Here is a 23,755-nt window from a genome sequence, read left to right as displayed (position 1 = left end):
AGCCCGACGTCACGCCGACTCGGCGTCGCGCAGGCGCTGGCTGATCACGGCGGACACTCCGTCGCCGCGCATGGTGACGCCGTAGAGCGCGTCGCCGACCTCCATCGTGCGCTTCTGGTGGGTGATCACCAGGAGCTGGGAGTTCTCGCGGAGCTCCTCGTAGATCTCGAGCAGGCGTCCGAGGTTGGTGTCGTCGAGCGCCGCCTCGACCTCGTCGAGGATGTAGAACGGCGAGGGCCGGGCCTTGAAGAGCGCGACGAGGAACGCCACCGCGACGAGCGAGCGCTCACCGCCGGAGAGCAGCGAGAGCCGCTTGACCTTCTTGCCGGCTGGCCGCGCCTCGACCTCGATGCCGGTGTTGAGCATGTCGTCGGGGGCCGTCAGCACCAGTCGGCCCTCGCCGCCCGGGAAGAGCCGGGCGAAGGTCGAGTCGAAGGCCTTCTCGACGTCGGCGTAGGCCTCGGTGAAGACCTGCTCGACGCGGGAGTCGACCTCGCGGACGATGTCGAGGAGGTCCTTGCGGGTGCGCTTGAGGTCCTCGAGCTGCTCGGTGAGGAACTTGTGCCGCTCCTCCATGGCCGAGAACTCCTCGAGCGCGAGCGGGTTGACCCGTCCGAGCATCGACAGGGCGCGCTCGGCGGTGCGCAGCCGCTTCACCTGCTCCTCGCGGACGTAGGCCGTCGGCTCGGGAGCCTCCTCGCCCTCGGGCACCTCGCCGGTGAACGGGACGAGCGTCTCGGGGCCGTAGTCGCCGACCAGCCCGTCGGGGTCCATGCCCAGCTCCTCGAGCGCGCGCTCCTCGAGCTGCTCGATGCGCATCTTCTGCTGGGTGCGCGCCATCTCGTCGCGGTGGACCGAGCTGACGAGCTCGTCGTGCTCACGCCCGAGGTCGCGCAGCGTCGTCCGTACGGTCATCAGCTGCTCCTCGCTCCCCCGGCGCGACTCCTCGACGGCGGCGCGCTCGTCGGCGGCCTGCATCACGGAGCGCTCGAGCTCGTGCAGCACGACGCGTACGGCGGCGGCGACGGCCTGCGCGGCGCGTCCCTCGCGGATCAGCCGCTCGCGACGCTCGGCGGCGCGGGCACGGGAGTCGCGCTCGGCCTGGGCGGCGCGCAGCAGCGAGTCGGCGCGACCGTTGAGCGCGCGGGCACGTTCCTCGGCGGTGCGCAGGCCGAGCCGGGCGTCCATCTCTCCCTGGCGGGCCTCCCGCGCCGACTCGGCGAGCCGCTCGCGCTCGGAGGTGTCGGGCTCCTCGTCGGTGACGTCCTCGGCGGCGGCGAGGCGGGCCTCGAGCTCGACCAGACCGGCGAGGTCGGCCTCGCGGGCCTCGCGCGCGGTGACGATGGAGCGCTCGAGGCGCTCGGCCTCGCCCTTGGCGGCCCGCGCCTGCGAGCCGTGCTGGCCGAGCTCCTCGGCCACCGCGGCGAGCGTGGCGTCGGACTCGTGCAGCTTGGCGAGGGCGACGTCGACCCGCTTGAGGGTGTCGTGGCGGGAGGCCTCGAGCCGGGAGATCTCGAAGCCGAGGCGCTCGGTCGTGGCGGTCGCCTCGGCGAGCCTGGCACTGGCCTCGTCGACCGCGGCCTGCACCTCGATCAGGCTCGGCTGCCTGGTGGAGCCGCCGGCGGCGAAGTGCGACCCGAGGAGGTCGCCCTCGCGGGTGACGGCGACGACGCCGGGCAGGTCGGCGACCAGGCGCCGGGCGGCCGGGAGGTCGTCGACCACAGCGACCTGGTGGAGCAGGCGCAGCAGCGCCGGGCGTACGTCGTCGGGTGCCGTCACCGCGTCGACGGCCCAGCGCACGCCGTCGGGCAGCGCGGGCCAGTCGCGGTCGACCGCGGGCGCGCCGCCGAGCAGCAGCCCGGCGCGACCGAGGTCGTCGGCCTTGAGGTGGCCGATCGCCTCGACCGCGGCGTCGGAGTCGGCGACGACCACGGCGTCGGCGGCGGTGCCGAGGGCGGCAGCGACGGCGGTCTCGAAGCCGTGCTCGACGTCGAGCAGCGCGGCGACGGATCCGAGCAGCCCGCCGACCTCCCCCGTCGCGGCGAGCAGCGCACCGGCGCCGTCCTTGCGGTTGAGCCCGATCTCGAGGGCGTCGCGGCGGGCGACGAGCCCGGCGCGGTCGCGGTCGGCCTGCTGGGCGTCCTCGCGGGCCTTCGCCAGCTGCTCCTCGACCTCGTCGAGGGCGGTGACGGCCTCCTCGTGCTCGGAGTCGAGGCCCTCCTCGCCCGCGTCGAGGCCGGCGACCTTCGTCTCGAGCGCGGTGAAGTCGCGCTGCGCGCGCTCGGCCCGGGTGGCGGCGTCCTCGCGGGCGTCGGTGAGTCGCCGGATCTCGGCGTCGGCGGCCTCGGAGCGCGACTTCAGCGCGTTGACCTGGCCGGTGAGGCGGGCCAGTCCCTCGCGTCGGTCGGCGGCGGCGCGCTGGAGCCCGACGATCCGCTTCTCCTCGGCAGCTGCCGCCTCCTCGGCCTCGCGCCTGGCCACGACGGCCGCGTCGAGCGCCGTGCGGTGCTGCTCGACCTGCTCGGCGATCTCGGCCTCCTGCGCGCGCACGCGCTCGGCCTGCGCCTCGAGGTCGTCGGGGTCGCGGCCGGAGTCGACCGTGTCGGCGTCGGAGGCGCCGGCCGCGTTGCGGATCCGCTCGTCGGCGAGCGAGCCGGTCCCACGCAGCCGCTCCTTGAGCCCGGACAGGGCGAACCACGTCTCCTGGGCCGCCGCGAGCCGCGGGAGGTCGTCGCGCAGGGCGGCCTCGAGGCGTGCCTCCTGCTCGCGCCCGGCCGCGACCTGGGCCTCGACCTGCTCGCGGCGCTCCTTGAGCAGCGTCTCGTCGGCCATCTCCGACTCGAGCGAGGTGCGCGCCGTGACGAGGTCGTCGGCGAGCAGGCGGGCGCGGGCGTCGCGGACGTCCATCTGCACCGTCTGCGCCTGGCGGGCGACCTCGGCCTGCCGGCCGAGCGGCTTGAGCTGGCGGCGGATCTCGGAGAGCAGGTCGGCGAGCCGCGTCAGGTTCCCGTCGGTGGCGTCGAGCTTGCGGAGCGCCTTCTCCTTGCGCTTGCGGTGCTTGAGGACGCCGGCAGCCTCCTCGATGAAGCCGCGTCGGTCCTCGGGCGTGGCGTGCAGGATCGTGTCGAGCTGGCCCTGCCCGACGATCACGTGCATCTCGCGGCCGATGCCGGAGTCGCTGAGCAGCTCCTGCACGTCGAGCAGCCGGCACGACTGCCCGTTGATGGCGTACTCCGAGCCGCCGTTGCGGAACATCGTGCGGCTGATGGTGACCTCGGCGTAGTCGATCGGCAGCGCACCGTCGGTGTTGTCGATGGTCAGCTGCACCTCGGCGCGACCGAGCGGCGGACGACCGGACGTGCCGGCGAAGATGACGTCCTCCATCTTGCCGCCGCGCAGGCTCTTGGCACCCTGCTCGCCCATCACCCAGGCGAGGGCGTCGACGACGTTGGACTTGCCCGAGCCGTTGGGCCCGACGATGCACGTGATGCCCGGCTCGAGCTGCATCGTCGTCGAGGACGCGAAGGACTTGAACCCCTTGAGGGTCAGGCTCTTCAGGTACAACGCGGGCTCCTCACCGGATCAGGCATGGGTCAGGCAGGGTCAGGCACGGCTCACTGACAACTGGGGAAGCTCAGCGCGGCTCACCCTACCCGTGGGCGCGCCCGCCGCACGGGAGGCTCAGAGCTCCCGCTTCATCTGCTGCGCGGTGACCGAGTAGCCCAGCGTCTCGTAGAGCCGGATCGCGGCGGTGTTGTGGCCGAAGACGTTGAGCGAGACGGTGGTCGCACCGAGCTCGCGGGACGCGTCCTGCAGCGCCTCCATCAGCCCGCGCCCCAGACCCTGGCCGCGCCGGCCCGCGTCGACGCGGATGTCGTAGACCCATGCGGACGTCCCGGCAGCGCGTTCGCGCAGCTCGACCCAGCCGAGGCCGACCGCATCGCCCGGCTCACCCGCGAGCGCCGTCCAGAGGTGCATGCCCGGGCTCGCCAGGCCGTCGGGAAGGAGCTGGGCGAACTCCAACGCAAAGCGCCTCGTGGCGGCATCGAGGTCGAGCTGGCCGGAGTCGGCGATCTGCTGCGCGTAGTCCCGCTCGGCGTCGGCGCGGTAGGCGTCGTACTCGTCCTCCGTCATCGACCTCAGCCGGACGGCCTCAGCCACGGCCGAGGACGTCCTTCAGCGCGGCCAGCACAAGGAGCACGGCGTCGGGACGGGCGTTGCGGCCCATCAGGCCGATGCGCCACACGCTGGCGGCGTACGGCCCGGCTCCGGCGCCGATCTCGAGGTCGAAGCGCTCGAGGAGCTCGCGGCGCACAGCGGCGGAGTCGACGCCCTCGGGCACCTTGACGGTGGTGAGCTCCGGCAGCCGGCTGCCTTCCGCGGCGAACAGCTCGAGGCCCAGGTCCTGCAGGCCGGACTGCAGCGCGTCACCGGCTGCCCGGTGCCGTGCGTGCACCGCGTCGAGGCCCTCCTCGAGGATCCGGGTGAGGCCCGCGTGCAGGCTGGCGACCATCGCGGTCGGCGCGGTGTGGTGGTAGGTCCGCTGGCCCTTGCCGCCGTCCTTCACCCCGGCCTCCCCGACGTAGCCGCCGAGCATCCCGAGGTCGAGGTACCACGAGCGCGGCTTCTCGACGCGTCGCTCGAACGCGCGGTCGCCGATGGTGAACGGCGCGAGGCCGGGGGCGACGCCGAGGCACTTCTGAGTGCCGGCGTAGCCGATGTCGATGCCCCAGTCGTCGGCGCGCAGCTCGATGCCGGCGATCGAGGTGACCGCGTCGACGAGCAGGAGGGCGTCGCCCTTGCCGGCGCCCAGCGCCTCGACGTCCGATCGGACGCCGGTGGAGGTCTCGGCGTGGACCGCGGCGATGATCGCCGGCGACGGGTGCGCGGACAGGACGCGGTCGACGTCGACCGGCTGGCCCCACTCGTGCTCCACCGCGACGACCTCGGCCCCGCACCGCGCGGCCACGTCGGTCATCCGCTGCCCGAACAGCCCGTTGACCGCTACCACGACGACGTCGCCCGGGTGGACGGTGTTGACGAAGGCCGCCTCCATGCCGGCCGAGCCGGTCGCGCTGAGCGGGAGGGTGCGGGCGTTGGACGTGCCCCAGACCGTGCGGAGCATCTCGCACGTCTCGTCCATGATCCGGAGGAACTCCGGGTCGAGGTGCCCCAGCAGGGGCGAGGCCAGCGCGCGGGTGGCCTCCGGGTAGGGGTTCGAGGGACCGGGACCGAAGAGGTGGCGCTCGCGGATCATGGCACCGACCGTAGACCCCACCCGGAAGGTCGGCGCGTCACAGCACGGCACCCGGGTTGAGGATCCCGGCCGGGTCGAGCGCGTCCTTGACCCGTCGGCTCAGCGCCATCACGTCCTCGCCGAGCTGCTCGGGCAGCGCGCCCTTCTTGGTGCGTCCCACGCCGTGCTCGCCGGTGATCGTGCCGCCGAGCCGGATGGCCGCGCGCAGGATGTCGTCGAAGGCGAGGCGCGCACGGCGCTCGGAGTCGGGGTCGGCGGCGTCGTAGACGATGATCGGGTGGGTGTTGCCGTCGCCCGCGTGCGCGACGGTCGGGATCTCCACGGCGTGCTCGACGGCGATCGCGGCGACCGCGGCCAGCAGGTCGGGCAGCAGCGGCACCGGTGCGCCGACGTCCTCCAGGAGCAGCGCCCCGCGCGCCTCGACGGCGGGGAACGCCATCCGCCGGGCCTCGACGAACATCTCGCCCTCCGCCGGGTCGTCGGTGACCACGACCTCGGAGGCGCCGGCCGCCACGCAGGCCGCCTCCACCACCGCGATCTCGGCGACCCGCGCGTCACCCGGGGCGTCGGACTGCACCACCAGCAGCGCGCCCGCCGTCCGGTCGAGCCCGCGCGGCGAGAAGTCCTCGACGGCGTTGATCGACGCCTGGTCCATCAGCTCCATCATCGACGGCCGCAGCGTGCGTCGTACGTCGACCACGGCCCGCGCCGCGTCGACCACCGAGCCGAACGAGGCCACCAGCGTCGCGGGCGGGAGCGGCACCGGGACCAGCCGGAGGATCGCCCGCGTGACGATGCCGAGCGTGCCCTCGGAGCCGACGAAGAGCTTGAGCAGCGACAGGCCGGCCACGTCCTTGATGCGCTTGCCGCCGAGGGTGACGAGGGTCCCGTCGGCCAGCACGACGTCGAGGCCGAGGACGTAGTCGGTGGTCACGCCGTACTTCACGCAGCACAGCCCGCCGGCGTTGGTGGCGACGTTGCCGCCGATCGAGCAGATCTCGTAGGACGAGGGGTCGGGCGGGTACCAGAGGCCGTGCTCCCTCGACGCCGCCTTCACCTCGGCGTTGAAGGCGCCCGGCTCGACGACCGCCACCTGGCAGTCGGCGTCGATCTCGATGGCCCGCATCCGCTCGAGGCTGAGCACGATGCCCCCGTCGACCGCGCTGGCCCCGCCGGAGAGTCCCGACCCGGCCCCGCGTGGGACGACCGGCACCCCGTGCCGCGCCGCCCACCTGACCGCGGCCTGCACCTGAGCGGCGTCCTCGGCGCGGACGACCGCGACGGGCGTGCCGGCACCGGTGTCCTTCGACCAGTCGAAGCGGTAGCCGTCCATCGTGGCCGGATCGGTGGCGACCACCCCGGCGGGCAGGGACTCGACGAGCTCGGCGACGGCATCCATCCACCCATCGAACCATCCCGCTACGCGACAGGCACCGCGTCCGCGTCCGCGTGCGCGATGTGGCCGAGCGAGCGCCACACCAGCGCGAGCGTCACTCCCGCACCCACGAAGGCGAACCACCACGGCGCGGTGAGGCCCCAGTAGTGCGCGATCACGCCGCCGAGGAAGGAACCGACGAGCATGCCCGCCATCACGCAGATCATGTAGACCGACCCGACGCGCCCCTGCAGCTCCTTGGGCACCGCCCGCTGGCGCACGGCCATCGACAGCGTGCCCCACACGAAGGCGTAGGCGCCGAAGAAGAACATGAGCGGGTACGCCGCCCACGGGGAGGTGGTGAGCGCCATCGCCAGGTGGAAGAGCACCTCGGCGAGCAGGACCGTGCGCATCAGCGTCGCGAGCGGGACCTTCCTCTCCAGCCAGCCGTAGGCGAACGTCGCGAGCAGGCCGCCGAGCGCGGACGCGGTGGTGAGCAGGCCGAAGCCGGCCTCGTCGATGCCGACCCGCTCGAGCGCCCAGAGCACCAGCACGGCCCACGGAGCGGCCCAGGTGACGTTGAAGACGACGATGATGAACGCCAGCGTGCGCACGGGCGGGCTGCCCATCAGCCAGCGCACGCCCTCGGCGATGTCCTTGCGGATGTGGGTGTCGACCTCACCGCGGACCGCACCCGGCGCCGTACCGATCCGGGACACGAGGGTGATGCCGACGACGATGCACGCGACGGTGACCGCGAACGGCCACACCATCCCGACCGAGAAGAGCAGTGCTCCGACGGCCGGCCCGATGAGCTGGTTGCCGGTGATCATCCCGAACATCAGCCGGGAGTTGGCGATGCCGAGGTCGGCCTTGTCGACCAGCATCGGCGTCAGGGTGCCCGAGGTCGCGTCGACGAACGTCTCGGCGGTCGCGAGCGCCACCATGGCGGCCAGCACGAGCCCGATGTTGACGTGCCCGGTCATGATCACGACCACGAGCCCGGCGAGCACGGTGCCCCGCACCGCGTTGGCCGCCATGATCACCAGCCGCCGGTCGAGCCGGTCGGCCAGGGCACCGGCCAGCAGCCCGAAGACCAGCCAGGGCGCGGTGAGCGCGAGCATCGCCGACGACACGAGCACCGGGTTGCGGGTCTGGGAGGCGACCAGCAGCGGGCCGGCCGCGATCATCATCCCGTCGCCGAGGTTGGTCACCCACGACGAGCCGACGAGCCATCGGAAGCCGTGGCCGAGACGGGCCGGGAAGACGGTCTCGACGAGGGTGCTCACAAGGTCGTGAGCCTACGTGCGCGGCCGCCGTGGCCGCACATCGTTTTCACCAGTGGTGACCGGTTGGTGACCGGGTCAGGCAGGCTGCAGGTCCTCGGCGGCGCGGGCGCCGTCGCGGGCCATCTCCCGGGCGGCCGCCTGGAGGCGGTCGTTGTCGGCCTGGAGGCGGAGGACCATCGACTCGAGGTCCTCGACGCGGCGACGGAGTCGCCGGTTCTCCACCGACACTGCCGGGGTCGTACGCAGCTCGTTGGTCACATGACCCATCAGAGCCTTCGCCATGGGGCGCCTTTCAGATGTCCATCAGCAATCGGGGCGGTGGCCGCGAGGCGGCCGTCTACAAGAGTCCCACCGTGGTCGCGGCGGGTCAATTCATGCGTGGGTCAAGCGTGCGGGACCGTGCGCGGCCGGCGCTGGCACCGCGGGCAGAAGTAGGACGAACGGTTCATGAACGCCACCCGCCGGATGGGCGTGCCGCAGCGCCGACAGGGCTTGCCCTCCTGGCCGTAGGCGTCGAGCGAGCGGTCGAAGTAGCCGGACTCGCCGTTGACGTTGACGTAGAGCGCGTCGAACGACGTGCCGCCCTGCGCGAGTGCCTCGCCCATCACGGCTCGGACGTGGCCGAGGAGCTCGCGGAGCACCGGCCGGGTGAGCCGGTCCCCCGGCCGCTCGCCGTGCAGCCTCGCGCGCCACAGCGCCTCGTCGGCATAGATGTTGCCGACGCCGGAGACGAGGCCCTGGTCGAGCAGCAACCGCTTGATGCCGGACGTACGACGCCGGGTGCGGCGCACGAACTCCTCGTCGTCGAACTCGGGGTCGATCGGGTCCCGGGCGATGTGGACGATCTCGGTGGGCAGGTCGGCGCCACCGGCCGAGACGGCGAGGCCACCGAACATCCGCTGGTCGACGAAGCGCATCTCGAGCGGCCGCCCGGCGGGCGTGGCGAGCGTGAAGCGCACGCGCAGGTGGCGCTCGTCGGGGGCGCCGGGCTCGTGGAAGAGCATCTGGCCGCTCATGCCGAGGTGGCCGAGGAGCGCGTCGCCGTTCGCCAGCGCGAGCCAGAAGTACTTGCCGCGACGGCGTACGGCGTCGATGCGCTGGCCGGTCAGTGCGGCGGCGAACCCGGTGGGGCCGCGGTGGTCACGGCGTACGGGACGCGGGTGCAGCACCTCGACGGCGACGATCGTGCTGCCGACGACGTGGCGCTGGAGGCCGGCGCGGACGACCTCGACCTCGGGGAGCTCCGGCACGGGTGCTCGGGGCTCAGGCGTCGGGGCCGGCGGTGGTCGAGGCGTGGGCCGCCTCGATCTCGCGGTAGGCCGTCTCCGCTGCGCCCTGCTCGGCCTCCTTCTTGGAGCGGCCCTTGCCGTTGCCGAGGACCTGCTCGCCGACGCGGACGCGCGCGGCGAAGGTCTTCATGTGGTCGGGGCCGTCGTCCTCGATGAGGTACTCGGGCACGCCGAGACCCAGGTCGGCGGACAGCTCCTGGAGGGACGTCTTCCAGTCGAGGCCGGCGCCCATCGAGGCCGCGGCCTCCATCACCGGGTCGAAGAGCCGGTGGACGACCTTGGCGGCCTCCTCCATGCCCCCGCTGAGGTGGATGGCGCCGATCACGGCCTCGACGGTGTCGGACAGGATCGAGGCCTTCTCCCGACCGCCGGTCGTCTCCTCGCCGCGGCCCAGCATGATGTGCTGGCCGAGCTCGATCTCGCGCGCCACGTCGGCCAGGGCGCGGGCGTTGACCACAGCCGCGCGCAGCTTGGCCAGCCGGCCCTCGGAGAAGTCCGGGTGGGTGCGGTAGAGCGTCTCGGTGACCACGACCCCGAGCACGGAGTCCCCGAGGAACTCCAGGCGCTCGTTGGTCGGGATCTGCCCGTTCTCGTAGGCGAACGAGCGGTGGGTCAGGGCGCGCTCGAGCAGCTCGGGATCCAGGACCGGATCACCGAGCGCCGAGCGGAGCTCGTCGGTGCTCAGAGGACCTGGCGACGGTCGGCGCGCGCGCCGTACTGGCCGCACTGGCCGCACGCGCGGTGCGGGAGGTGCTTGGCGCCGCAGGCGGGGTTGGCGCAGGTCGCGAGGGTCGGCGCGACGGCCTTCCACTGCGAACGACGGTGACGCGTGTTGCTCCGCGACATCTTCCGCTTCGGAACAGCCATGGTTGTCTCCTGTTGCTCGATGCTCCACCGGGGTCTCCCGGCGAGGTGGTCAGTCTGTGGGGTCCTGCAGCTGCTGGAGTCCTGCCCAGCGCGGGTCGATCGGCGCCTCGTGCGAGTGGTCCGGGTCGTCCGCGAGCCGTGCACCACACTCGGTGCACAACCCGGGGCAATCGTCCATGCACAGCGGCTGGAACGGCAGTGCGAGCACCACCGCGTCCCGCAGCAGTGGCTCGAGGTCGATCAGGTCGTCCTCGAGCCGGCTGGTCTCGTCGTCCAGGTCACGGTCGTCGTGCTCCGCGGCCTTGTCGTGCTGATCAGGGTAGACGTAGAGCTCCTGCAGCCGCGCGTGGATCTCGTCCTCGATCGGCTCCAGGCACCGTACGCACTCCCCGGCGAGCGCGGCCGTGGCCGTGCCCGTGAGCAGCACGCCCTCCATGACCGCCTCCAGCCGCAGGTCGAGCTCGACCAGCGATCCTTCGGGGACAGAGAGGACTTCGATACCAAGTTCTGCTGGCGCCGGAACCGAGAGCTCGAGCTCACGCTGGGACCCCGGGCGGCGGCCGAGCTCGCGAGTATCGAGCACGAGCGGCGCCCTCGGGTCCAGGCTGTTCACGACGAACTCCCACTTCTGGACACCAACACAACCTCGGAATCGTATCCGGCGCCCGGCCGACGGGGCAAAACGAGTGGGTGGGTGCGGCTCAGGAGCGGCGCTCGGCCAGGCGGCGCACGAGCTGCTCACGCACCGGCTCGGGCAGCAGCCCGCGCACGTCGCCGCCGAGCGCGGCGACCTCCTTGACCAGGCTGGAGGAGACGAACGCGTTGCCGACGGCACTGGGGAGGAACACGGTCTCGACGTCGGTGAGGTGCGAGTTCATCTGCGCCATCGGCAGCTCGTACTCGTAGTCGCCGGAGCCGCGCAGGCCCTTGACGATCGCCACGGCGTCGACCTCGCGGCAGAAGTCGACGATGAGCCCCTCGAACCCGGCGATGCGGACGTTCGGGATGCCGGCGGTGGCCTCCTCCAGCATCGCGATCCGCTCGTCGGGGGTGAAGAGCCGGCTCTTGGAGGCGTTGACGCCGATGGCGACGACCACCTCGTCGAACAGCCTCGCGGCCCTGCCGACGATGTCGAGGTGGCCGTTGGTCACCGGGTCGAACGACCCGGGGCAGACTGCGCGACGCACGGGCGTGGCCTTTCCCAGGGGGACGCGGACAGGTCCGGCGATCAGGCTGCCGGGGTGGCGTGACCGTACCAAAGCGCGGTCTCGCCGTAGCGCTTCGTGCGCTCCGCCTCGATGCCGTCCGGCCAGGTGACGACCGTGCGCTTGACGGCCCGTTCGACGATGACGATCGCACCCGGGACGAGCCACCCCTGCGACACCAGCGCGGCCAGGTCCGCGTCGACCTCGGCGTCGGTGGTCGGGTAGGGCGGGTCGAGGAAGACCACGTCGTAGGGGGCTGCCGGTTGCGCGGCGAGGAACGTCGAGACGGTGGTGGCGACGACCTTGGCACGGGAGAAGCCGAGCGTGGCGGCGTTGCGTGTGATGAGCGAGGCCGTACGCCGGTCCTGCTCGACCAGCGTGACGACGCCGGCACCGCGCGACCACGCCTCGAGGCCGACCGCGCCCGAGCCGGCGTAGAGGTCCAGGAAGCGCAGCCCGTCGAGCGAGCCGGTGCGCGACTCGATCGCCGAGAAGAGCGCCTCACGGACCCGGTCGCTCGTGGGTCGGGTCGTCTGGCCGCGCGGGGTCTCCAGCCGGCGACCGCCCGCCGTCCCCCCGATGATCCGAGTCATGTGCCCGTGGTCAGCCCTTCTCCATGAATCCCGACGCCGCCGACCGCTCCACCTCGGCCACGGCTGCGGCCAGGGCGGGCGCCTGCTCGAGCGCAGGGTCCTCGGAGAGTAGCGCCTCCGCGGCGTCGCGGGCACGGTCGATGGTCTTCTCGTCGCGGAGCACCCGCAGCGAGACCAGGCTCGAGCGGAACCCGGACTGGTGGGACCCGAGGACGTCGCCCTCGCGCCGCTGCTCGAGGTCGACCCGGCTGAGCTCGAAGCCGTCCGTGGTGGCCGCCACCGCGTCGAGGCGGTCGCGGGCGGGCGAGCCGGCCTCGGCGTGCGAGACCAGCAGGCACAGCCCCGGCAGCCCGCCACGTCCGACGCGGCCGCGCAGCTGGTGGAGCTGCGAGACGCCGAACCGGTCGGCGTCGAGGAGCACCATCACCGTGGCGTTGTGGACGTCGACGCCGACCTCGATGACGGTCGTGGAGACCAGCACGTCGATCTCGCCGGCCGCGAACGCACGCATCGTGCGGTCCTTCTCCTCCGGCGCGAGCCGGCCGTGGAGGATCGCGGTGCGCAGCCCGGCGAGGGGACCGGCCGCCAGCTCGGCGTGGACCTCCTCGACCGCGGCCAGGGAGCGCCTGGGCGCGACCTCCTTGCCGTCCTCGTCGAGGTCGAGCTGGTCGGACTCGCCCTCCTCGCCGTTGTCGCCGGAGATACGTGGGCACACGACGTAGGCCTGGTGTCCCTGCGCGACCTCCTCCCGCACGCGCTGCCACACACGGTCGATCCACGTGGGCTGGTCGGCCAGGGGCACGACGTTGGACTGGATCGGCGCCCGCCCTGCGGGGAGCTCGGCGAGCACGGACGTCTCGAGGTCGCCGAAGACCGTCATCGCGACGGTGCGCGGGATCGGGGTGGCGGTCATGACGAGGACGTGGGGCGGGGAGCCGGCCTTGTCGGTGAGGGCCGCGCGCTGCTCGACGCCAAAGCGGTGCTGCTCGTCGACGACGACGAGCCCGAGGTCGGCGAACTCGACGCGGTCCTCGAGGATCGCGTGGGTGCCGATGACGATGCCGGCCTCGCCGGTGACGATCTTCAGCATCGCCTCCTGCCGCGCCGCCCTGCCCATCGACCCGGTGAGCAGGACCACGGTCGTGGCCTCGGCGGCACCGCCGAGCATCCCGCCCTGGGCGAGGTCGCCGAGCATCGCGGAGATCGAGCGGAGGTGCTGCTGGGCCAGCACCTCGGTCGGGGCGAGGAGCGCCGCCTGGCCGCCGGCGTCGACGACCTGGAGCATCGCGCGCAGCGCGACGAGGGTCTTGCCCGAGCCGACCTCGCCCTGGAGCAGGCGGTTCATCGGGTGGTCGCGCGCGAGCTCGTCGGCGACGAGGTCCCCGATCTCGCGCTGGCCGTTGGTGAGCTCGAACGGCAGCCGCTCGTCGAACGCCGCCAGCACCCCGTCGCGGCGACCGACCCGCGACTGCGCGCCCTGCGCCCGCAGGACCGCGCGGCGCCGGGCCAGCACGAGCTGGAGCACGAGCGCCTCCTCGAAGCGGAAGCGCTTCTGCGCGGCTCCGAGCTGGCCCCAGTCGTCGGGCGCGTGGATCCAGCGGAGCGCCTGCATGACCGTGAGCAGCTCGAAGCGCTCACGCAGCTCCGGCGTGAAGACGTCCGGCACGTCGGTCACCAGGTCGAGCGCGGCCGAGACGACCTTCTGCAGGTCCCACGTGTAGAGCTTGGCCGTCAGCGGGTAGACCGGCATCAGGTTGCTGAGGGTGGCCGCCTCCGGCCCGTCGAGGGCGAAGCCGTGCGGCTGCTCGAGCTGCCAGCTCTGCCGGAACAGCTTGGCCTTGCCGGTGAAGACCGCCCGGCTGCCCGGACGGAACTCCGCCTCGTAGCGGTCGGCCTGGCCCTGGTAGGGGCTGAACATGGTGATGGAGAAGTCGGGTCCGTCGGTGCGCAACCTCACCGTTGTACGGAACTGGCGGCGGTTGCCGGAGAAGAAGGACGCGCTCTCGCACGAGCGGACCTCGCCGACGATCGTCAGCTGCTCGCCGACGACCGGCGTCGCGACCTCGGAGAGCTCGGTGGCCGCGACGTAGCGGCGCGGGAAGTGGCGGAGCAGGTCGCCGACGGTGGCCAGGCCCAGGCCCTCCTCGGCGAGCTTGCGCTTCTTGTGGTGGGTGCCGAAGACCGCTCCGATCGGGCTCTCCGGGGTGATCGCGACCATGGTCCAATCCTGCCGCTCACTCGACGCTGACGAGCAGCGGGTAGCGCGGTTGCCCCCCGTCGTGGACGGCGACGTCGACGGTGGGGTGCCGGTCCTCGACGTGGGCGGCGACGGCCTCGGCGAGCTCGACCCCGTCCTCGCCGGACACGATCGTGACCAGCTCACCGCCTCCTGCGAGCAGGCGCTCGAGGACCTCGGTGGCCACCGCCTCGAGGTCGGAGCCCACCACCGCGAAGTCGCCCGCGATGACGCCGAGCGCGTCGCCCGGCTCGCAGGGACCTGCCATCGTGATCGCCCGGCGCGCGGCGATCGTGACCGCACCGTGGCGGGCGTGGCGCGCCGTCGCGGTCATCTCACGCACGTCGGCGTCGAAGGCCCGCCCCGGCTCGTGGACCGAGATGGCGGCGAGCCCGAGCACCTGCGCCGAGGTCGGGATGACCTCGACCTTGACGTCGAGCTCGGCCTCGGCGGTGCGGGCGGCGATCTCCGCCGCGCGGACCGAGTCGCCGTCGTTGGGGAGCACGACGACCTCCGCCGCACCGCAGGCCGTGATGGCCTCGAGCAGCTGGCCGGTCGAGGGACGCTGGCCCGGGCCGCCGAGCACGACCACCGCGCCCACCGACTCGAAGAGCTCAGCGAGGCCCGGACCTGCGGCGACGGCCACGACCTTGCGACCGGTGCGCGTGGAGGGCCGCTGCCGCGAGCCGGCGACCTGGTCGGCGAAGTGCGTGACCCGGATCCGGTGCGGCCGACCGGCGGTGATGCCCGCCTCGATCGCGGCACCGACGTCGTCGACATGGACGTGGACGTTCCAGAGGCCGTCGCCCCCGACCACGACGAGGCTGTCGCCGAGTGCGGCGAGCGTGGCCCGCAGCGGGGCGATCGCGTCGCCCTCCTGCTCGGGGGCGACGTCGAGGAGGTACATCACCTCGTAGCCCGGGCCGTCCTCCGTGAGGTGGTCGCCCTCCCCCGCACCGTCGTGCGCGGGGTCGGACCCGGACACGGGGACGGACACGGGGATGTGGTGGGTGCCGATGGGGGCGCTCCACGGGGACGGTCGGCGACCGGTCGCCGTGGTCTCCACCGCGTCGAGCACGATCGTCAGGCCGCGGCCCCCGGCGTCGACGACCCCCGCCCGGGCCAGCACGGGGAGCTGCTCCGGCGTACGGGCGAGGGCGGCGCGGGCTGCAGCGGCGGCCGCCTTGAAGACGTCGCGGGCGCGGGCCCCCTCCTCCTCCGAGGCGCCGAGCGCGGCGTCCGAGGCGGCACGCGCGACGGTGAGGATGGTCCCCTCCACGGGGGTGCCGACCGCGGCATAGCTGGCGTCGGTGGCCGACGACATCGCCGCGGCGATCGTCCGCGCACGCGGGTCGTGGCCGTCGGCCCCCGCGAGGTGGGTGACGTAGGCCCGCAGCATCTGGCTGAGGATGACGCCGGAGTTGCCCCGGGCCCCCATCAGAGCGGCCCGCGCCAGGAGCGCCATGCCCTCCTCGAGAGTGAGGTCGGGGTCGGCGGCGCGGGCCGCCCGGAGCTCGTCGCGGGCGGCCGAGACGGTGAGGAACATGTTGGTGCCGGTGTCGCCGTCGGGCACGGGATAGACGTTGAGGGCGTCGATCTCCTCGCGCGCCGAGGACAGCGCGTCGGTCGCGATGTCGACGAACCGGGCGACGCCGTCGAGCGTGATGCCGTGGGTGACTGGCTCCATCGAGTCGGTGCTCTCCCGGGTTGATGTACGACGTTGTGGTGCGCGCCACAGGGTAGTGGGAAGGTCCGACCGGGCTGCGATTTCATCCCACCGCCGGTCCTCGGCTACTCTTGCGCGGTTGCCTTCTGCCGCTTCCTGCGGTGAGGGCTCCCTGACACATCAACCTCGAACGGATCGGAGTGCACGGTGGCTGCCGTCTGCGACATCTGCGCCAAGAAGCCGGGCTTCGGAAACAACCGTCCCTGGTCGCGCAAGATCACGAAGCGTCGCTTCAACCCCAACATCCAGCGCGTCCGGGCGACCGTGAACGGCACGCCCAAGCGCCTCAACGTCTGCACCGGCTGCCTCAAGGCCGGCAAGGTCTCCCGCTGACCTGACCAGACACTCGTCGAGAGCCCCCGTCACTGATGTGGCGGGGGCTTCGTCGTCCCCGGACGTCGTGTCAGAAGTGCGTCCAGCCGGTGGGGCCGTCGTACTCGCTCCCGTCGACGGTGACGCCCTCGCCGTCGCGCACCTCGCCGACCACCTGCCACCCCGCGGGCACGGACGCGGTGTCGGGGAAGGTCGCGAGGAGGGCGTGGTCGTCTCCCCCGCCCAGGATGAACTGCATCGGGTCGGCACCGAGCGCAGCACCCACCGCCACGAGCGGCTCGGGGACGTCGAAGGCGTCGCGGCGCACGTCGATCGCGACGCCGCTGGCCTCCGCGAGGTGCGCGGCCTCGGCGAGCAGGCCGTCGGAGACGTCGATGAGGGAGGTCGCCCCGGCCTCGGCGGCCTCCTTGCCCGCGGCGTACGGCGGCTCCGGTCGGCGGTAGGCCTCGACGAGCACCCGCGGGGAGCGGAACCCGCGTCCGAGGACGGCCAGGCCTCCGGCGGCCCAACCCTGGCGCCCCGTGAGGGCGAGCACGTCGCCGGGCCGCGCACCGGAGCGGAGCACCGGTGAGACGGTGCACTCGCCGAGGACGGTCACCGCGATCACGATCTCGTCGGCGCGCGTGGTGTCGCCGCCGACGACCGTCGCGCCGACGCTCGCGCACTCCTGCGCGAAGCCGCGGGCGAAGTCGAGCGCCCACTGCACGGGCAGGTCTGCCGGCGCGGCGAGACCGATGGTCAGGTGACGCGCGGTGCCGCCCATGGCGTTGATGTCGGACAGGTTCTGCGCGGCCGCCCGGTGCCCCACGTCCTCGGCGCTGGCCCAGTCGCGGCGGAAGTGCCGGCCCTCGACCATGAGGTCGGTCGAGACGACCACGTGGCCGTGCTTCACGCGCAGCACCGCGGCGTCGTCGCCGGGCCCGACGAGCACGTGCTCGTCGTCGGTGAGGGCCTCGCCGAGCTGGGCGACGAGCTGCGAGATGAGGCCGAACTCGCCCGCCTCACCGAGGGTTGCGTCCGCGTCGAGAGCCATGTCCCCATCCCACCAGACCGGGCCGGTGACCACTGTCACCCGGCCCCTGTCGGGTCGGACGCGTCGCGCGGTAGGTTGTGCCGGTCACACCCGTTGAACGAGACCGAGGAGTCCACGATGGTCGTCCAGGCCTACATCCTGATCCAGACCGACGTCGGCAAGGCCGCCGAGGTCGCCCGCGAGATCGCCCAGGTCAACGGCGTCACGCTCGCTGAGGACGTGACCGGTCCCTACGACGTGATCGTCCGCGCGGAGGCCAAGAACGTCGACGAGCTCGGCAAGCTCGTCGTGTCGAAGGTCCAGAACCTCGACGGCATCACCCGCACGCTGACCTGCCCGGTCGTCCACATCTGATCCACGTGCACCGACGACGACGCCCCGGCCCCTCCAGGGACCGGGGCGTCGTCGCGTGCCGGGGCAGGCGCCTCGCCGCCGGCGTGCTCCTCGTCCCGGCGCTCGCCGCGTGCAGCAGCGGCCCCGTCGAGATCGACGACCCCGACCTCTCCTCCGCCGACCGCGCGTCGTGCGAGGCGCTCGTCGCCGACCTCCCCGGCACCCTCGCCGGTGAGGACCGGGTCGACGTCGAGCCCGCCGGCGCGCTGGGGGCGGCGTGGGGCGATCCGGCGTACGTCCTCTCCTGCGGCGTGCCGCAGCCGTCCGACTACGAGCCGACGGCCGAGTGCAACATCATCAGGGGCGTCGGGTGGTACGTCCCCAACGACCAGCTCACCCACCAGGGCGAGGACGCGACGCCGATCGCGCTGAGCCTCGCGCCCTACGTCGAGGTCGACGTCCCCTCGGACTACCGCGGCGAGGGCATCGACCGTGCGCTCGCCGAGCTCGCGCCGGTGCTCAAGGAGCACCTCGGCGAGGGCCTCTCCTGCCTCTGAGGCACTCTGAGTCACTCTGAGGCACTCTGAGTCACTCTGAGGCGCGCGGGCCGGTCCGGCGGCTCAGCGCAGGCCGGTGTCGCGACGGAGCGCGAGCTGCAGCAGCCGGTCGACGAGCTGCGGGTACGACATCCCGGTGGCCGCCCACATCTGGGGATACATCGACGTCGGGGTGAAGCCCGGCATCGTGTTGAGCTCGTTGATCACCAGCGCGCCGTCGGGCATCACGAAGAAGTCGACGCGTGCGAGGCCCTCGCACGAGAGCGCCTCGAACGCCCGCACGGCCATCGCGCGGAGCTCCTGCTCGGTCCCGGCCGGCAGGTCGGCGGGGATGTCGATCTCGGTGTGCTGGTCGGCGAGGTACTTCGCCTCGAAGTCGTAGAACTCGTGGTCGCCCCCGGTGCGCACCTCCCCCGGGCGTGACGTCTCGGCCGGGCCCTCGAGGGTGCCGAGCACGCCGCACTCGACCTCGCGCGCGCCCTCCATCGACTGCTCGACGAGCACCTTCGGGTCGTGGCCGAACGCCTCCTCGAGCGCGTCGGTGATCTCGGAGGCGTCGTGGACCTTGCTGATGCCCATGCTCGAGCCGGCGCGGGCGGGCTTCACGAAGGAGGGGAAGCCGAGCTCCTCGACCCGCGACCGTACGCCGACCGGGTCCTGCGCCAGCTCGGTGCGGGTGACGACGATGCCGGGCGTCACCGGGAGGCCGGCCGACTCGAGGACGACCTTCATGAAGGCTTTGTCCATGCCGACGGCCGAGGCGAGGACGCCGGAGCCGACGTAGCGCACGGCCGCCATCTCGAGCATCCCCTGCAGGGTGCCGTCCTCCCCCCACGGGCCGTGGAGGAGCGGGAAGACCACGTCGACCTCGCCGATGACGGAGGGGACGCTGGTCGGCTCGGTGACGACGAGGTCGGTGCCGGTGGTCGCGCCCATCAGCGCGACGGGCGACCGCCCGGCGTCGACCTCCGGGAGCTCGCTGCCACGGATCGCGAGGCGCGACGGCTCGTCGGCCTCGAGGACCCAGCGGCCGTCGGTGGCGATGCCGACCGGGACGACGTCGTACGCCTCGCGGTCGATGGCCGCGAGCACGCTGCCCGCCGTGACGCAGGAGATGCCGTGCTCGGAGGACCGACCGCCGAACACGACGGCGACGCGGGGCTTGCGCCCGGGCTGGTCGGGAGTCTTGTCGGCAGAGGTCTCGTTCATCGGCACGACCCTATCCACCTACGCTGGCGCCCATGGCTGAAGACTCACCCCGCAAGCCCAGCACGCCGGCCCTCTCCACGTTGGCCGTGACGGCCGGACGCCCCGACAAGGTGCCCGACGCACCGCTCAACACGCCGATCACGATGGCCGCGACCTACGTCGCCGGCGGCGAGGTGGAGTACGGCCGCTACGGCAACCCCACCTGGACCGCCCTGGAGGACGCCCTCGGCCAGCTCGAGGGCGGGCGCTGCCTCACCTTCGCCTCCGGCCTCGCCGCCGTCGCGACCGTGCTCGACCTGGTCGGCACGGACGGCACGGTCGTCGCGCCCAAGCACGCCTACACCGGCACCGTCATGCAGCTCGCCGACCTCGAGGCCCGTGGTCGCCTGAAGGCCGTGCTGGTGGACATCACCGACACCGAGGCGGTCGTCGCGGCCTGTGCGGACGCCGCCCTGGTCTGGCTGGAGTCCCCGACCAACCCAGCGCTCGAGGTGGCCGACATCCCCACGATCACCGCGGCCGCCCACGAGGCAGGTGCCTACGTCGTCGTCGACAACACGTTCGCCACTCCCCTGCTCCAGCGCCCGCTCGAGGACGACGTCGACATCGTGGTGCACTCCGCGACGAAGTACCTCGCCGGCCACTCCGACGTGCAGATGGGCGCGATCGTCACCCGCGACGACGACCTCTACGGCGTGCTCAAGGGGCGCCGCGACCTGCTCGGCGCCATCCCCGGGCCGTTCGAGGCCTGGCTGACGCTGCGCGGGCTGCGCACGCTCCACCTGCGCGTCGAGCGCTCGCAGGCCAACGCTCAGGAGCTCGTACGCCGCCTCGCCGAGCACCCCGCGCTGTCGGAGGTCCGCTACCCGGGGTTCGGCGGCATCGTCAGCATCGTGCTCGCCCAGGGCGAGATGGCGGCCGACCTGCTCAGCCGCAAGACCCGGCTCTGGATCCACGCGACCTCGCTCGGCGGCGTCGAGTCGAGCCTCGAGCGCCGGCGGCGTTGGAAGGCCGAGGCGGCCACGATCCCGGACGGCCTCGTGCGCCTCTCGGTCGGCATCGAGGACGTCGACGACCTCTGGGAGGACCTCCGCGCCGCCCTGGACGGGTGCGTGGGCTGACTCCTCCCGGCTGACTCCTCCCGGTAGTCCGAGGTGGGATCAGTCCGTCTCGGCCTTCGTGTCGCGGGCGATGAAGGAGTTCACCATGTCGAGGGCGGTCATCTTGCCGTCGACGACGGCGTCGACCGCCTGCGCGATTGGGGCGTCGACGCCCTCGCGCTCGGCGAGGGCGAGGAGGGACTTGCAGGACTTGGCGCCCTCGGCGACCTGACTGGTGGAGGCGTAGATCTCCTCGGTGGTCATGCCCTGGCCCAGGCGCTCGCCGAAGGTGCGGTTGCGCGAGAGCGGCGAGGAGCAGGTGGCGACCAGGTCGCCCAGCCCGGCCAGGCCCATGAGGGTGAGCGGGTTCGCGCCCTGCGCCATCGCGAGCCGGGCGGTCTCGGCGAGGCCGCGGGTGATCACGGACGCCGTGGTGTTGTCGCCGAAGCCGAGGCCGACCGCCATGCCGACCGCGAGGCCGACGACGTTCTTGTAGGCACCACCGATCTCGCAGCCGAGCACGTCGACTGAGGTGTACGGCCGGAACGACGGACCGTGGGTGATGGCCTGGAGCTGCTTGGCCCGGTCCTCGTCGACGCACGCGACGACGGACGCGGCAGGCTCGCGACGGGCGATCTCGCGCGCCAGGTTGGGTCCGCTGACGACGGCGATGCGGTCGGCGGATGCGTCGGTGACCTCCTGGATCACCTCGCTCATCCGCATGAGGGAGCCGAGCTCGACGCCCTTCATCAGCGAGACCATCGTGGCCTTCTCCGGGATGATCGGCGCCCAGGCGGTGAGGTTCTCCCGCAGGCTCTGCGACGGCACGGTGAGGACGACGACGTCCGCGTCGGCCGCGACCTGCTCGGGGTCGGTCGACGCGCTGATCGAGGGCGGCAGCTCGATGCCGGGCAGGTAGTCGGTGTTCTCACGGCGGTCGTTGACCGCCTCGACGACGTCGTCGCGGCGCGCCCAGAGGGCCACGTCGTTGCCGGCGTCGGCGAGCACCAACGAGAAGGCGGTGCCCCACGATCCGGCACTGAACACAGCGACCTTGGTCATCGACTGCCCTTCCTCTTCCTGGTCTGGTCGTGGGGGTTGCCCGTCTCGCGCTGGCCACTCGCCCGGGTGTCGAACCGCTCGGCCGGTGCCGTACCGCCGCGCACGTCCTCGACGAGCGTGGTGATGGCGGCCATGATCCGGTCGGTCGCCTCGGCCGTGACCTCCGCGGACTGCTCCGCGGCCACCAGGTCGGCCAGGTCGACCGGGTCACCGGCCTTCATCACGATGTTCTTGCGCGGCACCAGGTGCGGCGTCTTCGTGTAGGGCGGCAGCACCTCCTGCGCACCCCACTGTCCGACGGGGATCACCGGGCAGCCGGTGGCGAGGGCGATCCGGGCGGCGCCGGTCTTGCCCCTCATCGGCCAGAGGTCGGGGTCGCGGGTCAGCGTGCCCTCGGGATAGATCACGATGCACTCGCCCTCGCCGATCGCGCGCACCGCGGCGTCGTACGCACCGACCGCGTTGCGGCTCAGCCGCTCGACCGGGATCTGGCCGGCCGACGTGAGGAACCCGCCGAGGTACTTGTTGGAGAACAGGCCCGACTTCGCGAGGTAGCGCGGCAGCCGGCCGTGGTCGTAGACGAAGTGCGCCGACAGCAGCGGGTCGACGTGGGAGATGTGGTTGATGGCGACGATGCAGCCGCCGCTGGCCGGGATCTTCTCGCCGTCGATCCAGGTGCGCGAGGTGGCGGACAGCAGCGTCGGCTTGAGGATGCTCGCGGCGACGGTGAAGGCCCACCCGCGCTTCCGCTCCAGCTTCCTGACGCGCACCCAGCGTCCTCCCTCTCCTGCGATCGTGTGTGACGCTCGTTGCGTCGCGAGCAGGCTACTCGGTCACCTGCGGGCCACGGCCGCACCGCCGCGCTGGTCCGGGGTGGCAGGATTCTGCAGTGACGTCCCCGACCCTCGACCCGCTCCGCTGCGTGGTCGTCGTACCCGTCAAGCCGCCGGCGTTCGGCAAGTCCCGCCTCGCCGCAGACCGACACCTCGACGACGGGGCTCGGCGCGAGCTCGCCGAGGCCTTCGCGCTCGACACGGTGCAGGCAGCGACCTCGACCCCCGGCGTCGAGGCCGTGCTGGTGGTGACCGACGACTTCCGCCTGGCCGCCACGATGCGCACGTTCGGCGCCGAGGTGATGCCCGACGGGGCCACCGAGGACCTCAACGCGACCCTGGTGCAGGGAGCAGCCGAGGTCGTACGACGCTGGCCCGGCGCCGTGCCCGTCGCCCTGTGCGCCGACCTGCCGGGGCTGCGTCCCGTCGAGCTCGCCATGGTGCTGCGCGAGGTGGTCGACGGGCTGGGGACCGCGGACGCGGTCTTCGTGCGCGACCACGACGGCAGCGGCACGACGTTGTACGCCGCTCCTGCCGACCGGTTCGCCCCCGCCTTCGGCACCGGCTCCGCCGCCCGGCACGCGGGCGCGGGCGCGGTCGAGGTCGGCGCGGGTGCGGCCAGCGTGCGCCACGATGTCGACGACCTCGACGACCTCGACGCCGCCCTCGTCGCCGGCGTCGGACCACACACGACACGGGCGAGCGCGGCCCTGGCGCGCTGAAGGCGGGCCACCCCGCGAGGGTGACCCGCCTTCAGCGTGATCGATCGTGCTGGTGCTGCGTCAGGACTTCTTCGCGGTCTTCTTGGCCGGAGCCTTCTTGGCGGGAGTCTTCTTGGCGGCGGTCTTGGCCGGCGCCTTCTTGGCCGCGGTGGTCTTCGCCGCGCTCTTCTTGGCCGGCGTCGCCTTCTTGGCTGCGGCGGTCTTGGCGGGCGCCTTCTTGGCCGGAGCCTTCTTGGCAGCAGCGGTCTTGGCCGGAGCGGCCTTCTTGGCAGCAGTCTTGGCCGGAGCCTTCTTGGCAGCAGCGGTCTTGGCGAGAGCAGCCTTCTTCGCCGGCGTGGCCGACCTGGCCGGAGCCTTCTTGGCGGTCGACGTGGCGGCGCCGGTCACCGCAGCGGCCGCGGCACGCACGCCGGCGGGCGGCCTCGGCATGTTGGCGGCCGTCAGCTTCGGCAGCTTCTTCGCACCCGAGATGACGTCCTTGAGCTCCTTGCCGGCGGAGAACTTCGGCACGGACTTCTTCTTCGACTTGATCCGCTCACCGGTCTGCGGGTTGCGGACCCAGCGCGCGTTGCGCACGGCCTTCTCGAACGAGCCGAAGCCGGTGATCGCGACCTTCTCGCCCTTCGCGACCTCGCGCGTGATCGTGTCGAGCACCGACTCGAGTGCGTGCGCCGCCTGCTTGCGGTTCCCCTCGTAACGCGCGGCGAGCGCGTCGATGAGCTCTGTCTTGTTCACT

The 23,755-nt window shown here is 72.7% G+C and carries 24 protein-coding genes; 5 read left to right on the top strand and 19 right to left on the bottom strand.

Annotated elements, in window-relative coordinates; genetic code table 11:
- Positions 1–9: 9 nt before the first annotated feature.
- The 14 genes from smc to EUA93_RS14130 all read right to left on the bottom strand — a co-directional run bounded on the left by smc (position 10) and on the right by EUA93_RS14130 (position 15,798).
- Positions 10–3,564, bottom strand: coding sequence for a chromosome segregation protein SMC (smc, locus tag EUA93_RS14195; protein WP_129400726.1), 3,555 nt, complete (start codon positions 3,562–3,564; stop codon positions 10–12).
- A 117-nt stretch (positions 3,565–3,681) separates the two neighbouring features.
- Positions 3,682–4,161, bottom strand: a complete 480-nt coding sequence (locus EUA93_RS14190) for a GNAT family N-acetyltransferase (RefSeq protein ID WP_129400725.1) — start codon at positions 4,159–4,161, stop codon at positions 3,682–3,684.
- Complete coding sequence (locus EUA93_RS14185) at positions 4,154–5,257, bottom strand: pyridoxal-phosphate-dependent aminotransferase family protein (RefSeq protein ID WP_129400724.1); 1,104 nt, start codon at positions 5,255–5,257, stop codon at positions 4,154–4,156. Before EUA93_RS14185 ends, EUA93_RS14190 begins: the two co-directional genes overlap by 8 nt.
- A gap of 37 nt (positions 5,258–5,294) precedes the next feature.
- Positions 5,295–6,656, bottom strand: coding sequence for an FAD-binding oxidoreductase (locus tag EUA93_RS14180; protein WP_129400723.1), 1,362 nt, complete (start codon positions 6,654–6,656; stop codon positions 5,295–5,297).
- Between the two features lie 20 nt (positions 6,657–6,676).
- Positions 6,677–7,921: an MFS transporter gene (locus EUA93_RS14175; protein WP_129400722.1), complete on the bottom strand. Its 1,245-nt coding sequence runs from the start codon at positions 7,919–7,921 to the stop codon at positions 6,677–6,679.
- 75 nt (positions 7,922–7,996) lie between these two features.
- Complete coding sequence (locus EUA93_RS14170) at positions 7,997–8,203, bottom strand: hypothetical protein (RefSeq protein ID WP_129400721.1); 207 nt, start codon at positions 8,201–8,203, stop codon at positions 7,997–7,999.
- A gap of 101 nt (positions 8,204–8,304) precedes the next feature.
- Positions 8,305–9,171 carry a bifunctional DNA-formamidopyrimidine glycosylase/DNA-(apurinic or apyrimidinic site) lyase gene (mutM, locus tag EUA93_RS14165; protein ID WP_129400720.1) on the bottom strand — a complete coding sequence of 289 codons (867 nt, stop codon included), beginning with the start codon at positions 9,169–9,171 and terminating at the stop codon, positions 8,305–8,307.
- Between the two features lie 13 nt (positions 9,172–9,184).
- On the bottom strand, positions 9,185–9,937 hold the full coding sequence (gene rnc, locus EUA93_RS14160; protein WP_129400719.1) for a ribonuclease III: 753 nt from the start codon (positions 9,935–9,937) through the stop codon (positions 9,185–9,187).
- The gene (gene rpmF, locus EUA93_RS14155; protein WP_090972061.1) at positions 9,892–10,077 is read right to left on the bottom strand and encodes a 50S ribosomal protein L32; all 186 of its coding nucleotides are present in this window, start codon (positions 10,075–10,077) and stop codon (positions 9,892–9,894) included. The genes rnc and rpmF overlap by 46 nt, the downstream gene beginning before the upstream one ends.
- A 49-nt stretch (positions 10,078–10,126) precedes the next feature.
- Entirely contained in the window at positions 10,127–10,690 is a 564-nt protein-coding gene (locus tag EUA93_RS14150; protein ID WP_129400718.1) for a YceD family protein, read from the bottom strand.
- An 88-nt stretch (positions 10,691–10,778) separates the two neighbouring features.
- On the bottom strand, positions 10,779–11,264 hold the full coding sequence (gene coaD / locus EUA93_RS14145; protein ID WP_129400717.1) for a pantetheine-phosphate adenylyltransferase: 486 nt from the start codon (positions 11,262–11,264) through the stop codon (positions 10,779–10,781).
- A 41-nt stretch (positions 11,265–11,305) separates the two neighbouring features.
- The gene (rsmD, locus tag EUA93_RS14140; RefSeq protein WP_129400716.1) at positions 11,306–11,875 is read right to left on the bottom strand and encodes a 16S rRNA (guanine(966)-N(2))-methyltransferase RsmD; all 570 of its coding nucleotides are present in this window, start codon (positions 11,873–11,875) and stop codon (positions 11,306–11,308) included.
- A gap of 10 nt (positions 11,876–11,885) precedes the next feature.
- Complete coding sequence (locus EUA93_RS14135) at positions 11,886–14,093, bottom strand: ATP-dependent DNA helicase RecG (protein ID WP_129400715.1); 2,208 nt, start codon at positions 14,091–14,093, stop codon at positions 11,886–11,888.
- 16 nt (positions 14,094–14,109) lie between these two features.
- The gene (locus tag EUA93_RS14130) at positions 14,110–15,798 is read right to left on the bottom strand and encodes a DAK2 domain-containing protein (RefSeq protein WP_129400714.1); all 1,689 of its coding nucleotides are present in this window, start codon (positions 15,796–15,798) and stop codon (positions 14,110–14,112) included.
- Between the two features lie 186 nt (positions 15,799–15,984).
- Between EUA93_RS14130 and rpmB the strand changes: the two genes are divergently transcribed.
- On the top strand, positions 15,985–16,170 hold the full coding sequence (gene rpmB / locus EUA93_RS14125) for a 50S ribosomal protein L28 (protein ID WP_056602600.1): 186 nt from the start codon (positions 15,985–15,987) through the stop codon (positions 16,168–16,170).
- A gap of 70 nt (positions 16,171–16,240) precedes the next feature.
- Here rpmB and EUA93_RS14120 read toward each other — a convergent pair whose 3' ends face one another.
- Positions 16,241–17,203: a thiamine-phosphate kinase gene (locus EUA93_RS14120; protein WP_129400713.1), complete on the bottom strand. Its 963-nt coding sequence runs from the start codon at positions 17,201–17,203 to the stop codon at positions 16,241–16,243.
- A gap of 117 nt (positions 17,204–17,320) precedes the next feature.
- On the opposite strand from EUA93_RS14120, the gene EUA93_RS14115 reads away from it, so the two are divergent.
- The gene (locus EUA93_RS14115) at positions 17,321–17,557 is read left to right on the top strand and encodes an Lrp/AsnC family transcriptional regulator (protein WP_090972075.1); all 237 of its coding nucleotides are present in this window, start codon (positions 17,321–17,323) and stop codon (positions 17,555–17,557) included.
- 5 nt (positions 17,558–17,562) lie between these two features.
- Positions 17,563–18,093, top strand: coding sequence for a DUF3515 domain-containing protein (locus EUA93_RS14110; protein WP_207208688.1), 531 nt, complete (start codon positions 17,563–17,565; stop codon positions 18,091–18,093).
- A 63-nt stretch (positions 18,094–18,156) separates the two neighbouring features.
- On the opposite strand, the gene EUA93_RS14105 is transcribed toward EUA93_RS14110, so the two are convergent.
- On the bottom strand, positions 18,157–19,302 hold the full coding sequence (locus EUA93_RS14105; protein WP_129400711.1) for a D-alanine--D-alanine ligase family protein: 1,146 nt from the start codon (positions 19,300–19,302) through the stop codon (positions 18,157–18,159).
- 32 nt (positions 19,303–19,334) lie between these two features.
- On the opposite strand from EUA93_RS14105, the gene EUA93_RS14100 reads away from it, so the two are divergent.
- Positions 19,335–20,423, top strand: coding sequence for a trans-sulfuration enzyme family protein (locus EUA93_RS14100; protein ID WP_129400710.1), 1,089 nt, complete (start codon positions 19,335–19,337; stop codon positions 20,421–20,423).
- Positions 20,424–20,462: 39 nt separating this feature from the next.
- Here EUA93_RS14100 and EUA93_RS14095 read toward each other — a convergent pair whose 3' ends face one another.
- On the bottom strand, positions 20,463–21,464 hold the full coding sequence (locus EUA93_RS14095; protein WP_129400709.1) for an NAD(P)H-dependent glycerol-3-phosphate dehydrogenase: 1,002 nt from the start codon (positions 21,462–21,464) through the stop codon (positions 20,463–20,465).
- The gene (locus EUA93_RS14090; RefSeq protein ID WP_129400708.1) at positions 21,461–22,234 is read right to left on the bottom strand and encodes a lysophospholipid acyltransferase family protein; all 774 of its coding nucleotides are present in this window, start codon (positions 22,232–22,234) and stop codon (positions 21,461–21,463) included. The genes EUA93_RS14095 and EUA93_RS14090 overlap by 4 nt, the downstream gene beginning before the upstream one ends.
- Positions 22,235–22,353: 119 nt before the next feature.
- Between EUA93_RS14090 and cofC the strand changes: the two genes are divergently transcribed.
- Complete coding sequence (gene cofC / locus EUA93_RS14085) at positions 22,354–23,019, top strand: 2-phospho-L-lactate guanylyltransferase (RefSeq protein ID WP_129400707.1); 666 nt, start codon at positions 22,354–22,356, stop codon at positions 23,017–23,019.
- 60 nt (positions 23,020–23,079) lie between these two features.
- Here the strand turns inward: cofC and EUA93_RS14080 are convergent, their stop codons facing one another.
- The gene (locus EUA93_RS14080; RefSeq protein ID WP_129400706.1) at positions 23,080–23,754 is read right to left on the bottom strand and encodes an HU family DNA-binding protein; all 675 of its coding nucleotides are present in this window, start codon (positions 23,752–23,754) and stop codon (positions 23,080–23,082) included.
- Between the last annotated feature and the right edge of the window lies 1 nt (position 23,755).

This window comes from Nocardioides oleivorans (assembly GCF_004137255.1).
Lineage (GTDB): Bacteria > Actinomycetota > Actinomycetes > Propionibacteriales > Nocardioidaceae > Nocardioides > Nocardioides oleivorans.
Note: the sequence above shows the minus strand (reverse complement) of the source record. Positions and strands in the feature narration are given on the sequence as shown.